The 12498-nt window shown below is 66.8% G+C and carries 11 protein-coding genes; 6 read left to right on the top strand and 5 right to left on the bottom strand.

All coding sequences use genetic code 11. The features are described 5' to 3' along the window. Positions 1–948: aldehyde dehydrogenase family protein (locus tag DU475_RS10150; RefSeq protein ID WP_164632043.1), on the bottom strand; the 948-nt coding region annotated here is incomplete at its 3' end. Positions 949–1159: 211 nt separating this feature from the next. Between DU475_RS10150 and DU475_RS10155 the strand changes: the two genes are divergently transcribed. Beyond that, positions 1160–1567 carry a nuclear transport factor 2 family protein gene (locus DU475_RS10155; protein ID WP_013499956.1) on the top strand — a complete coding sequence of 136 codons (408 nt, stop codon included), beginning with the start codon at positions 1160–1162 and terminating at the stop codon, positions 1565–1567. Continuing rightward, positions 1564–2958 carry an NAD(P)/FAD-dependent oxidoreductase gene (locus tag DU475_RS10160; RefSeq protein ID WP_013499957.1) on the top strand — a complete coding sequence of 465 codons (1395 nt, stop codon included), beginning with the start codon at positions 1564–1566 and terminating at the stop codon, positions 2956–2958. Before DU475_RS10155 ends, DU475_RS10160 begins: the two co-directional genes overlap by 4 nt. A 144-nt stretch (positions 2959–3102) precedes the next feature. Here DU475_RS10160 and DU475_RS10165 read toward each other — a convergent pair whose 3' ends face one another. Further along, positions 3103–3411 carry a hypothetical protein gene (locus tag DU475_RS10165; RefSeq protein ID WP_013499958.1) on the bottom strand — a complete coding sequence of 103 codons (309 nt, stop codon included), beginning with the start codon at positions 3409–3411 and terminating at the stop codon, positions 3103–3105. Positions 3412–3848: 437 nt separating this feature from the next. Here DU475_RS10165 and DU475_RS10170 point away from each other — a divergent pair, with 437 nt between their 5' ends. The 4 genes from DU475_RS10170 (at position 3849) to DU475_RS10185 (ending at position 9494) form a co-directional block, all read left to right on the top strand. Beyond that, entirely contained in the window at positions 3849–4586 is a 738-nt protein-coding gene (locus tag DU475_RS10170; RefSeq protein ID WP_013499959.1) for an FkbM family methyltransferase, read from the top strand. A gap of 14 nt (positions 4587–4600) precedes the next feature. Further along, positions 4601–5491: a hypothetical protein gene (locus tag DU475_RS10175; RefSeq protein ID WP_013499960.1), complete on the top strand. Its 891-nt coding sequence runs from the start codon at positions 4601–4603 to the stop codon at positions 5489–5491. Between the two features lie 90 nt (positions 5492–5581). Then, on the top strand, positions 5582–7861 hold the full coding sequence (locus DU475_RS10180) for an ATP-binding protein (RefSeq protein WP_013499961.1): 2280 nt from the start codon (positions 5582–5584) through the stop codon (positions 7859–7861). Then, on the top strand, positions 7854–9494 hold the full coding sequence (locus tag DU475_RS10185; RefSeq protein WP_164632045.1) for a potassium channel family protein: 1641 nt from the start codon (positions 7854–7856) through the stop codon (positions 9492–9494). The genes DU475_RS10180 and DU475_RS10185 overlap by 8 nt, the downstream gene beginning before the upstream one ends. 6 nt (positions 9495–9500) lie before the next feature. On the opposite strand, the gene DU475_RS10190 is transcribed toward DU475_RS10185, so the two are convergent. From DU475_RS10190 to DU475_RS10200, 3 genes are all read right to left on the bottom strand, one after another. Next, positions 9501–10325, bottom strand: a complete 825-nt coding sequence (locus tag DU475_RS10190; protein ID WP_164632047.1) for a phosphodiesterase — start codon at positions 10323–10325, stop codon at positions 9501–9503. Continuing rightward, positions 10322–11146 carry a phosphodiesterase gene (locus tag DU475_RS10195; protein WP_164632048.1) on the bottom strand — a complete coding sequence of 275 codons (825 nt, stop codon included), beginning with the start codon at positions 11144–11146 and terminating at the stop codon, positions 10322–10324. Before DU475_RS10195 ends, DU475_RS10190 begins: the two co-directional genes overlap by 4 nt. Positions 11147–11210: 64 nt before the next feature. Then, a complete protein-coding gene (locus DU475_RS10200; RefSeq protein ID WP_164632050.1) occupies positions 11211–12491 on the bottom strand; it encodes an ABC transporter substrate-binding protein in 1281 nt (426 codons plus the stop codon). Positions 12492–12498 lie beyond the last annotated feature (7 nt).

Raw genomic sequence — 12498 nt, forward strand, 5'->3', positions numbered from 1 at the left:
GATCAGCGAGGCGTGGACGTAGATCCGGCTCGCCGCCGTGCAGCTCTGGCCCTGCCGGGTGAAGCGCATGCCGGCGATCGCGCCGGCGACGACACGCGCCATGTCGGCGTCGGGATAGACGATCATCGGGCTCTTGCCGCCGAGCTCGAGGCTGACCGGAATGATCTTCTTGGCTGCCATCTGATAGATCAGCTCGCCGACCGCCTGCGAGCCGGTGAAGGTCACCTTAGCGACCGCCGGATGCTCGACCAGCGCCGCGCCGCAATCGCGGCCGGTGCCGCAGATCACGTTGAGCACGCCGTCCGGCAGCAGCTTGGCCATCAGCCGCGCCATTTCGATGGTCGCATACGGCGCTTCTTCGGAGGCTTTCACCACCACGGTGTTGCCCGCCACCAGCGCCGGGGCGATCTTCAGCATCATCAGCACCAGCGGCACGTTCCACGGCAGGATCGCGGCGACGACGCCGAGCGGCTCGCGGCTGGTGTAAGTGAGGATCTGCGGATCGAACGGCAGCGTCTCGCCCTTCAGTTCCGACGCGAGGCCCGCATACATCGTGATGATGTCGACCGCGGTCGCGACTTCGCCGCGGCATTCCGTTCGAATGGCTTTGCCGGTTTCCAGCGCCAGCACAGTGGCGATCACGTCGCTCTGCTCGGCGATTGCGCGTGCCGCGGCCGCAATCAGCTTGCCGCGCTGGCGCGCCGGCGTCGCCGCCCAGGCTGGAAACGCGACCGACGCAGCCGCCACCGCGCGGGCGACATCGTCGCCGGTTGCGGCCGGCGCCTTGCCGATCACTTGCCCGGTCGCGGGATCGACGACGTCGAGCGTGGCACCGCCGACGGACGGCACCAAAGCGTTGCCGATCAGGTGACGGGCCTGGAGTTGCGAGATCACCTCCGACACGGCGGGGGCGATGGCGGGATCGATGCGGGTGGCGATGTTGATCATCGCATCACCTTGGCGATCCCGCGCCCGCCGCGAAGGTCCAGGACGATCCAAGCCATTGGGCCAGACGCCAGTGCTTCGCGTCTGGTCCGCCGAGACCGCGCCATCTGGTTCTAAGGCACCGGCGGCAGCTCGTGACACGCTTTGCACGAAGCTGCCGGCGAGTCCGCACCAATCACGGAAACGCTCGCGCGCCCACTACGATGGAATCGACATGTCCGATCTCGATACTCAGCGCTTGCAGACGCTGCATCAGCTCTTCGACGCGTTCAACCGCCACGACGGCGCCGCCGTGATGGCCGCGATGACCGACGACATCGTGTTCGATGCCGCGGCCGGCCCCGAGGCTTGCGGTCGCCGGATCGTCGGCACCGCCGATGTCCGCGCCGCGTTCGAGACGACGTTCGCTACCTTCCCGGATGTGAGCTGGGAATGCACCCGCCACGCCGTGTTCGGCGACCGCGGCATCTCCGAATGGATCTTCCGCGCCACCACCAAGGACGGCGGCAGGATCGAGGCCGAAGGCCTCGATCTGTTCGGCTTCCGCGGCGATAAGATCTTCAGCAAGAGCGCGTTCCGCAAGGATCGCCCGGTGCTGCCGGCGACGGGGGCATCGGCATGAACAAGCCCGTGAAGACCCCGCCGCTCGCCGCCTACGATCCGCACTACGATCCCTTGGTCAGCGAAGGCCCCGGCCGCAACCGCGACTACGCGCCGACCTACTGGACCGCGAATTGCGGTCCGCTCCCCGAAGACGACGGCCCGATCAGCCGCGATACCGACGTCGATGTCGCGATCGTCGGCTCGGGCTTCACCGGGCTCGCCTCCGCGGTGTTCCTCGCCCGCGAGCACGGCATCAAGGCTGCAGTCCTCGAAGCCAACCGTGTCGCGTGGGGCTGCAGCACGCGCAATGGCGGCCAGGGCCAGAACGCCGCCGGCCGGTTGACGCGTTCGCAATGGATCGCGCGCTGGGGCCGCGATGTCGCGCTGAAGCTGCACGCCGAAATCAGCGACGGCTTCGAGACCTTCGAGGAACTGATCCGGCAAAGCCCGATCGACTGCGAACCGCAGCGCGGCGGTCATCTCTACATCGCGCATCGGCAGCGCAATTTCGAGAAGATCTCCGCCGAGGCCAAGGTGCTGAGCGAGGTGTTCGGCGAGCCCACCAAGGTGATCTCCGCCGATCAGCTCCGAAGTGATTATCTCAACGAAGCCGAGGCGGTCGGCGCCACGCTGGAGCCGCGCGGCACCGGCGTGCATCCCGCCAAGCTCGCCTTCGGCTATCAGCAGATGGCGCGCAACCTCGGTGCCACCGTGCATCCGGGCAGCCCGGTGATCGAGATCACCGAGCGGGGTGGCGCGTTCTATCTCCGCACTCCGGGCGGCACCGTGAAGGCGCGCGCGGTCGGCATCGCCACCGGCGCCTATACGGCGCCCGGCCTGACGCCGCTGCTGCGCGGCCGGTGCATGCCGATCCTGTCGAACTCGATCGTCACCCGGCCGCTGACTCCGGCCGAACTCGAAGCCACCGGCTTCAAGACCAAGCTGGTGCTGACCGATACCCGCACGCTGCGTTACTACTATCGTCTGCTGCCGGACAACCGCATCCAGATCGGCAGCCGCTCGTCGATCACCGGCGCCGATGCGGATCATCCCAAGCACCTGCAGCTCCTGATCGACGGCCTGCACCGCAAGTTTCCGGTGCTGCAGGGTATCGAGATCGATTACTCCTGGTGGGGCTGGGTCGACGTCAGCCACGACATGATGCCACGAATTTTCCAGCCCGACCCGTCGCAGAAGCTGGTCTACGCACTCGGCTACGGCGGCAACGGCGTGTCGTATTCGGCGCAGGCCGGGCGGCGCATGGCGCAGATGATCGCCGGACAGCGCTTCAAGGGTCAGGATCTGCCGATCTTCACCTCGCCGCTGCCGACCCACACCTTCTCGCCGTTCCGCCGGATCGGCCAGCGCATGCTGTATCGCTGGTATCACTACCGCGACGAAGCGGCGTAAGCCTTAAGGGTGGTGCTTGCCGGCCGAAGGCGAGGCCGAAACCGAACCGAACCGCCACGAAAAAATCCCGACAGGTCTGACCTGCCGGGATTTTTGTCATCAAAACCGAACCGGCATCACTCTGCCGGAGAAGCCGTGAGCCGATCAGGCGGCTTTCTTCAGAGGGCGCACCGTCGCCGGCTTGGCGCGGCGGACGTCGGTCGCGGGCTGCGAGGCTCGCTTGTCGAAAGCATCGCCGGCGGTCAGCACCACCAGGCCGGCGATCCCGGCGAACGCGCCGGCCACCGCCACGGTGATCACAAGCGGATAGCCGAACACGTAGATCAACGCAGCACCCACGACCACGGCGTTGAACAGGAAGAAATACGGCGCCTCCGGGCTGCCATGCTTGGCGTCCTTCACCAGCCAGCCGATCACAGGGATTTGGTAGAAGGCTTTGACCAGGAAGTTCACGGCGCTGCTCCTTTGACTGGATCGCTGCCATCTGGGACGAGGACCGAGAACGCCCTCGCGCAGAGCCCCGCAGCGAGGGCTCCGCACTACGAACTTTAGTCTATCGCAATGCAGAAATTGTCAATCACGAATGCAACGGATTCGCATTACGGTGCGACAGGAACCTGGAAGAATCGCAACTTTTCCGTGAACATACCGCTTTGCGGTATCTGAAGCCCACTTCGAGCACGCCCCAGCCCAGCTTGTGGGGCGGGGAACCGCTGCTGACATCGCTGACCGTCTCAGCCGTATCCTTTTAGGGCGTAGCGATCCATGCGGGGGATCGCCGATTGCTGCCGGTTGCAACCGATCCGATGCTCCCGGTGGACTTGCCTGATCCAGCATAAGCTGCTGATTTCGGCAGCAGGGGCTGCCCAGGTTCAGCGAGGACGACTGTCTTGACCGCTCTGCTCGATCGCCTGCGCACCCGGTTGCGCCGCCTGTTCCGGGCGCGCACGGTGCCGTTCGACGGCTTGACGCTGGTCGGCTACCGCCACGGCGTGCCGAAAGGCATGATCCATGCCCTGCTGTCCGGCGATTACGAGGCTCCCGAACGCGCTGCCGTCAAGGCCGTGGTCCGGCCCGGCGACCGCATCGTCGAGATCGGTGCCTGCATGGGCGTGGTGTCGTTGACAGCGGCGCGGATCGTCGGCGCCGCCAACGTCGTCGCGTTCGAGCCGAACCCTGCGGCGGCGGCGGTCGCGTCCGACAATTTCACCCTCAACCGCCTGCCGGTGAGGCTGGAGCGCGCTGCGGTCGGCTCGCAGGCCGGCACCGCGAGGCTGGCGATCGGCGAGGGAAGCTGGCTCGGTGCGGCGATCGGCGGCAGCCATCGAACCACTGTCGAGGTTCCGGTCCGGGCGATCGCGGAAGTGATCGCGACCTGCGACCCGACCGTGCTGGTCCTGGACGCCGAAGGCATGGAGGTCGACATCCTGCCGGCCTGTCCGATGCAGCATCTGCGCGCTGTGATTGCCGAATTTCATCTTGCCGGAGTCGACCCCGGCGTGATTCACGGATTGCGCCTGCATCTCGGCGCGCAGGGCTTCGCGCGCGATGCGGCGTTGAGTACCTGCGGCGAGATGGTCTGCACCGAAGTTTGGACCCGCGCCCAAGCCGCGACAGCCTCTGCCTGAAGCGAGACCGCACTGTGCCGAAGAAGCTCTCCGACTACACCCTCTCCGACTGGAAGCGGCTGCGGCCGCTGTCGCAGGGACTGAAAACCGCCCGCTACAACCGGATCGACCGGCGCTACCGGAGGCAGCCCGCCAAGCTCGGCGATCCTGCCGCGGTGGCGAAGGTGATCACCGGCCGGCGCGCGCTGTTCACCGTGGCATATCAGGACCCGCAGGCGATCGATCTGCAGATCCCGCTGATCCGGCTGTTCGTGCCGGATGCGTTGTACGTCGTGGTCGACAATTCGCCCGACGACGATCGCGCCGCCGAGATCGAACGGATCGCCGGCGACCACGGCGTGCCGTATCTGCGCGCGCCGGAGAATCCGTGGCAGAAAAGCAGCCGTTCGCACGGCATCGTGCTGAACTGGATCTGGCACAACATCATCCGGCCGGGCGCGCCGGAGATGTTCGGCCTGCTCGACCACGATCTGTTTCCGACCGCGCCGGACGATCCGTTCGCGCCGCTCGCCACCCAGAACGTCTATGGCTACGTCCGCACCACCGAACCGCCGAGCGAGCGCTGGTTTCTGTGGGCCGGCTTCACCATGATGCGGTTTGCCGCGGTGCGCGACCTGCCGCTCGACTTCGGCCAGGACTGGTTTCTCGGCCTCGATACCGGCGGCGGCAACTGGGGTCCGCTGTACAGCAAGCTCGACCTCGGCAAGCTCCAGCAATCCCCGTCGCGCTTCGTGCCGTACCGCGAGGGCCTCGCGACCTATGACGGGCCGTTCCAGTGGTGCGGCACCTGGCTGCACGAAGTCGGCCAGATGGGCGAGCCCGAGATCATGCGCGACAAGCGCCGGGTGGTAATGGAGCTGCTGGCGCCGCATCTGGAAGCTGCGCGAAACCTCACGGCCCGCTGATCCGGGTCAAAGCGTCCGCCACGGTCCCATCACAAGCTGTGCCATCAGGCGGATGCTGGAGCGGATGGCGGGAAGCCGAGCGAGGACGTGATGGGTGAGCCTGACAGCGGCGGCATCATCACCGCCAGGAACGTCGACCTGTCGAGCTGCGACCGCGAGCTGGTGCAATATCCGGAGGCGATCCAGCCGCACGGCGCGATGCTCACCGTCGACGAGCAGTCCGACCGTGTGCTGCACGCCAGCGCCAATTGCGCAGCGTTCATCGGCAAGCCGCCGGAAACGGTGATCGGCGCCCCGATCGCTTCCGTGCTCGGGCCGGGCTGGCGCGAACTGATCGGCTCTCTGCACCGGATGCCGCTCGACAGCGGACCGGTCAACATCGCCCGGGAGTCCTTCCTCAGCTCGGACCAGGGCTGGCATCTGTTCGCCCATCGCTGCGGTGGCCTGATCATTCTCGAATTCGAGAACGCCGAACCGGAGACCGCCGGCACGACATCGAACCTGTATTCGGAGGTCCGCGCCGACCTCGCCGCGCTGCAGGCGACCGAGAGCGTGCAGGCATTCTTCGATCTCGCTGTCGAGCGGATCCGCGCCTTCACTGGCTACGACCGGGTGATGGCCTATCGCTTCGCCGAAGACGGCAGCGGCCAGGTGATCGCGGAGGCAAGACGCGACGATCTCGAACCCTATCTCGGGCTGCATTATCCCGCGACCGACATCCCGGCGCCAGCGCGGCGGCTGTTCGCGCTGAGCTGGGTGCGGCACCTGCCGGATGTCGGCTACACGCCGGTGCCTCTGCTGGCGGCGAACTCGCCGCTGGTGACGGGGCCAGTCGACATGAGCTTCGCGAGCCTGCGCAGCGTCTCGGTGATGTACACCGGCTACCTGAAGAACATGGGCGTGCAGTCGACGCTGGTGATGCCGCTGGTGAAGGAAGGCCGGCTGTGGGGCCTGATCTCGGCGATGCATCATGCGGCTCCCCGCCACATCTCGCACCAGATGCGGATGGCGGCGGAGTTTCTCGCCCATACGCTGTCGCTGCTGATGTCGGCGAAGGAAGACGCCGAACAGTTCGAACGGGTCAGCGCCCGCAAGGCAGCCGCGGACGAACTCACCCGCCTGCTGACCAAAGAGGCCGATGTCGGCGCCGCATTGCGCGCGTCGGGCTCGCTCGACTTGCTGAACGCGATGATCGATGCCGGCGGCATTGTCGTGGCGTCCGGCGGCGAGCCGGCCACCCGCGGCGACACACCAGCCCCCGGGCCGCTGCTCGAACTGACAAACTGGCTGCTCGATCACGCCGCGCCGGTGTTCGCCACTGATCGCCTGCCGGGCATCGTTTCCGCCGCGCAAGCCGTCGCCAAACAGGCGAGCGGTGTTTTGGCGGTACGGCCGCTGCCCGATCAGCCAATGCTGATCGCTTGGCTGCGGCCCGAGCAGATCGAGGACGTGCAATGGGCCGGCGACCCCCGCAAGCCGGTCGAAATCAGCGAGGCGGACGGGATGCAGCGGCTGCAGCCGCGTAACTCCTTCGCGCTGTGGAAGGAGAGCGTGCAGGGCCGCGCGGTGCCCTGGCGTGACGACGAAAAGGATGCCGCCACGCGGCTCGCCACCGCGATCGCCGAGATCGTCGCGACCCGCAAGGGACGGATCGAGCGGATCAACCGGGCGCTGGATGCGTCCCACTCGGAGCTCAGTCACTACACCGACGTCGCCTCCGCCGAACTCAAGGAGCATCTGCGCGGCATCCACCATCTCACCACCTCGCTGCGCCACCGCCAGGGCGAAGTGCTCGACGAGGAAGGACGCCAGCAGGTCGCCACCATCTTGAAACTGACGCAGCGGATGGACGCGCTGGTCGATGCGCTGCTCGACCGCAGCCGGGGCGGCAGCGAAGCAGCCTCCGAGACGGTCGACCTCGACGCCGTGCTCGATGACGCCCTGGCGCCGTTCGCGCGCCGGATCGCCGAAGACCGCATCGACGTGCGTCGGCCGATGCGGCTCGGCACGGCGCTGGGCAACCGCGAATGGATCGGCGAGGTTTTCACCAATCTGATCGGCAACGCCATCCGCTACAACGACAAGCCGGAGCGCTGGATCGAAATCGGCGTCGAGGACCGGTCGCCGCCTCGCTACTATGTGCGCGACAACGGCGTCGGGATCGCCGACGCAGATCAGCAATTGATCTTCCAGATGTTTCACCGCGTCGACCAGCCGGAGCAACGGGCCGACGGCGCCGGCGTCGGTCTGGCGATGACGCGCCGGATCGTGGCGCATCACGGCGGCCGGATCTGGGTGCAATCCCGCCTCGGCGAAGGCGCGACGTTCTATTTCACGCTCGCGCCCGATGGGGAACGGCGCGATGCGTAGCATCGTCCGCCTCGGGCTCTCCCGGCTGCGGCCGCCGCTGATGCTGCTGGCGCTCGTCTTCGCGGTGTCGACGCTCGGGCTGATGCTGATCCCTGGGGTCGATGTTCAAGGTCGCCCGTGGCGGATGACGCTGTTCGACGCGTTCTATTTCGTCACCTACACGGCGACCACGATCGGCTTCGGCGAACTGCCGCATCCGTTCACCGACCAGCAGCGCGGCTTCGTCACCGTCATCATCTATCTGTCGGTGATCGGCTGGGCGTGGCTGCTCGGCTCGCTGCTCAGCCTGGTTCAGGAAAGGGCGTTTCAGCAGGCGCTGGTCGACCGCCGGTTTCGCCGCGCTGTCGCCGGGCTGGATCAGCCGTTCTATCTGGTGTGCGGGCTCGGCGACACCGGCATGACGGTGGTGCACGCGCTGCGCCAGCTCGGCTGCCGGCTGATCGCGATCGACAAGGACGAGCGCGCCGTGCAGCAGCTCGAGATCGAGGGGCTGAACGGCAAAGCGCCGGCGCTGATCGCCGATGCCCGCTCGCCGGAGACGCTGACGGCCGCCGGCCTGATGAAGGCAGAATGCAAAGGCGTGCTGACGCTGTGCAACGACGATGAGGTCAATCTCGCCGTCGCGATCGCCGCCTCGATCCTGCGCCCCGGGCTGACGGTGATCGGCCGTGCCGATTCGCAAGCGACCGCCGCGTCGATGAGTTCGCTCGGCACGCACCGGGTGATCAATCCGTTTCGCGAATTCGCCGACCACCTGACGCTGGCGATGCGGGCGCCGGACGTCTACCGGCTGACCGCCTGGCTGACCAGCGCGCCCGGCGCCAATCTGTTTCCGAGCGCGCCGGCGCGGATGCCGGCGGCTCCCGGCCATTGGATCGTGTGCGGCTACGGACGGTTCGGCCGCGAGGTGGTGGCCGCCGTGCAGCGCGGCGGCTTCACCGCGGCGGTGATCGACCCGGTCGGCTCACGGGCCGACGGCCATCACGCCGTGCACGGCCGCGGGGCCGACGTCGCGGTGTTGCGCGAGGCCGGCATCGCGCACGCATCCGGCATCGTCGCCGGCACCGACGACGATGCCGAGAATCTGGCGATCGCGATCGCGGCGCGGCGGCTGAAGCCCGACATCTTCCTGATCGCCCGACAGAACCTGCGGGCCAGCCACATGCTGTTCGCCAAGCTCGGCGCCGACATCACCATGGTGCCGAGCGAGATCATCGCCAATCAGTGTCTGGCCGCGCTGCGCACGCCGCTCTTGGCGGACTTCCTCGAAGCCGCACGTCAACAGGACGAGTTCTGGGCGTTCACGCTGTCGGAGCGGCTGCGCGCAGCACTCGGCAACGACACGCCGCAGTTCTGGAGCACGGTGCTCGACGCCGACCACGCACCGAACTTCGTGGGCAGCGACGGCGCGCTGAAACAGCCGGTGACGGTGGCGGAGCTTTGCGTCGATCCGGAGCACCAGGACGCCGCGCACCCGCTGCGGCGGCGGGCGATCGTGCTGCGGCTGATCCGAGGCGAGAGCACAATCGAGACGCCCGCAGACGATGCCATGCTGCAGCCGGGCGATACGCTGCTGTGCGTCGGCTCCGCTGCCGCCTGTGCAACACAGCAGCGGCGGCTCGGAGGCCGCTGAGGCGGATCAGAACGAGACGCGATGCAGCGCGACGCTGTCGTGCAGCGAGAACAGCGGCCCGTCATACATGAACGAGCACTGGTGGATCACGATGCGGTCGGCCTCGACGCTGACATGGGCGTAGTCCGGCGGCTCGTGCGAGGCGGGGATGTGGCCCTCGGTCACCAGATCGAACGCGACCTGATGCGCCAGCCCGCGCTGGATGTGATACGGGATGCCGCGCCACACGCCCGAGATCGGCCGGTGCAGATGCCCCATGAACAGATAGTCCGGCTTGCGAGTGCGGGCGATCACCTCCCACTCTGCATCCGGATTGGCGAGACGGATCGTATCCATGTAGCGCAAGCCGGTGTCGAACGGCGGGTGATGCTGGAACAGTAGCAGCGGCCGGTCGGCCGGCGCTTCCGCCAGCGCGTGTTCGAGGAACGCCAGCCGCGCCTCGCACAACAGCCCCTCGTGGTTCGGCGCGGCTTCATTCAGCGTGTCCAGCGTGACGATCGTCGCCGCCTCGAACACCTGCACGGTGTGCACGAAGCCGTTCGTATCGCGCGGCACGCCGGGGAAGAATTTGGCGAATGCGTCACGCTTATCGTGATTGCCCATCATCAGGATGGTCGGCGCGCGCAATCCCGCCAGCACCGAAGCCAGATTGTCGTAGGCCGGCTCCTCGCCCCAATGCGCCAGATCGCCGGTGACGATCACGAACGCGATGTCGGGATGCTCACGGTTGATGCGCGCCACCGCGGCACTGAGCCGTTCGGCCGGATCGAGCCCGTAGATGCGGCGGCCGCAGGCGACGAAATGCGTATCGGTGAGAACGACGAACTTCATCGCAGCATAGTCTCCCTGTTCCAGGCGTTGTAATCGGGCGAGCCCTCGACCCGGATCTCGCCGGTGTAGCCGAACTCGACCATGTGAGCGGTGACGTAGTCGTCGCCGAAGAACACCACGCCGTAGGACTCCGGCAGGTCGGAGGCGCTCAGCATCCGGCGCTCGGAGAACAGCGGATAGCTGGCATGGTTGGTGCCGCGCAGCGAGCTGACCGGCACGCCGGCGACCGAGCCGGCCAGCGGTAGATGGCAGTGTCCGAAGAAGATGTGGCGGATGCGGTCGCGATGCCGGCCGACGATCTGGCGGAACGCGCCATCGTCCAGCAGCCGGATCTGATCCATCGGACCGAGATGCGTCGGCATCGGATTGTGATGCATGAACAGCAGGAACGGACCGGGATGTTCGGCGAGTTGCCGGGTCAGCCACGCCCCGCGCATCTCACAATAGCGGCCCGCATGGGTGCCGGCTTCGGCGGTGTCGAGCAGCAGGCAGCGGCCGGCCGGGGTATCGTACACAGCCTGCACCAGGCCATGCTCGTCGGCGCATTCCGGAAACACACTTAGGAAATTCTCGCGGCGATCGTGATTGCCGATGCACAGCCGCACAGGAATCGGAAACGCACCTAGCTGCGCCCTCAGCCAGCGATAGTCGTCGGCGTCGCCCCAATCCGACAGATCGCCGGTGATCACCATCAGCTCGGCATCGTGATGGTCGCGCAAGATATGGGTCAGCGCCCGCTCGAAATTCAGCCGCGGATTGCGGCCGCCGATCGTCGCGCCCGCCGTGGTGAGGTGGATGTCGCTGAGATGGATCAGTTTCATGGCCCGCTCCAGAACGTGACGCGACGGAGCGCGGCAAGCGCTCCGTCGCCGGGAGGTTCTTTCGTTACTTGGCGGCGCCGACGGTCTTCGGCAGCAGGTTCTGGACGTCGCGGGTCATGTCGGCCAGCACCGCATCCGGCTCCTTGGCGCGCGCGCCGGAGACGATCGAGTTGAGGTGGTCCTTGATCACGTCGGTGATCTTCAGGCCGTTGTCGCCGGGGAACGCGTACCACTTGGTCAGCAGGCCGAGCTGGCTGACCGCGGTGTAGTTGTTCGGGTTCTTCTCGTAGAAGTCCTTCAGATAGACGTCGTTGGCGACCTTGTTGGGCGGCATGTAGCCGGTGGTCTCGGCCATGATCGCCGCGCCCTTCGGGCCGGTCCAGAACTTCACCACTTCCCAGGCGGCGTCGCGCTTGGCCTTGTCCTTGGCGGTGATCAGCACGACGTTGCCGCCGGCCGGCAGCCGGCCGTTCGGCTTGACGACGTCCGGGAACGCGATCGTCTTCAGCGCGAACTTGCCGCCGATCATGTCGGTGGTCTTCTTCAGGTCCGAGGTCGAGGTGATGTGGATCCCGGTCTTGCCGGCCGCGAAGGTGGCGCGCATCGACGGCTGGTCGAGATTCGGCATGCCGCCCTCGGTGACCAGGCGGGCGATGGTGCGCATCGCGAACTGGCCTTCGGGGCCGTCGAACGCCACCTTGGTCTCGTCGGCATTGAGCATGGTGCCGCCGCGCGCGAACACCGGCGCCTGCCACAGCCAGTTGCCGGTGATGTCCCAGGCGTAGGTGATGCCGTTGGTGTCGGGGCCGAGCGCCTTGACCTTCTTGGCGAGGTCGAGCAGGCCGTCCCAGGTGGTCGGCAGGTTGTTCACATCGCCGCCGGCCTGCTTCACCAGGTCGAGATTGACGTAGACGATCGGCAGCGAGATCGCGAACGGCAGCGCATAGACTTTGCCGCTGGCGGTACCGATATCGTACATCGCCTGGTGGAAGCCCTGCTTGTCGAAGTCCTTCTCGGCCGCGATGTAGCCGTCGAGCGGCGCCGGGATGTTCTTGTCGACCAGCACGCGGATGCGGTTCAGGCCCTGGAAGGTAACGTCGGGCAACTGATTGGTCACCGCCTCGCGCAGCACCTTCTGGGTAGCCTCTTCATACGACTCGTAAGGCGCACGGAAGCTGACCTTGATCTCCGGATGCACCTTGGCGAATTCTTCGGCGATCCGCTTATGGGTCTCGGTGAACAGCTCCGGATACGGGAACTGCAGCACCACTTCGGTCTGCTGCTGGGCGTGGGCGATACCCGCAACCAGCGTCATCGCGGCTGCGGCGAACCATCTCTTCAGCATGTCGATC

Source organism: Rhodopseudomonas sp. WA056 (assembly GCF_010906995.1).
GTDB classification, from domain to species: Bacteria; Pseudomonadota; Alphaproteobacteria; order Rhizobiales; family Xanthobacteraceae; genus Rhodopseudomonas; species Rhodopseudomonas palustris_G.

What these genes read in the sequence shown, in the direction of transcription:
- DU475_RS10155 (WP_013499956.1), top strand. Translation starts at nt 1,160, where the DNA reads ATGTCCGATCTCGATACTCAGCGCTTGCAGACGCTGCATCAGCTCTTC.
- DU475_RS10160 (WP_013499957.1), top strand. Translation starts at nt 1,564, where the DNA reads ATGAACAAGCCCGTGAAGACCCCGCCGCTCGCCGCCTACGATCCGCAC.
- DU475_RS10180 (WP_013499961.1), top strand. Translation starts at nt 5,582, where the DNA reads ATGGGTGAGCCTGACAGCGGCGGCATCATCACCGCCAGGAACGTCGAC.
- DU475_RS10185 (WP_164632045.1), top strand. Translation starts at nt 7,854, where the DNA reads ATGCGTAGCATCGTCCGCCTCGGGCTCTCCCGGCTGCGGCCGCCGCTG.
- DU475_RS10190 (WP_164632047.1), bottom strand. Translation starts at nt 10,325, where the DNA reads ATGAAGTTCGTCGTTCTCACCGATACGCATTTCGTCGCCTGCGGCCGC.
- DU475_RS10195 (WP_164632048.1), bottom strand. Translation starts at nt 11,146, where the DNA reads ATGAAACTGATCCATCTCAGCGACATCCACCTCACCACGGCGGGCGCG.
- DU475_RS10200 (WP_164632050.1), bottom strand. Translation starts at nt 12,491, where the DNA reads ATGCTGAAGAGATGGTTCGCCGCAGCCGCGATGACGCTGGTTGCGGGT.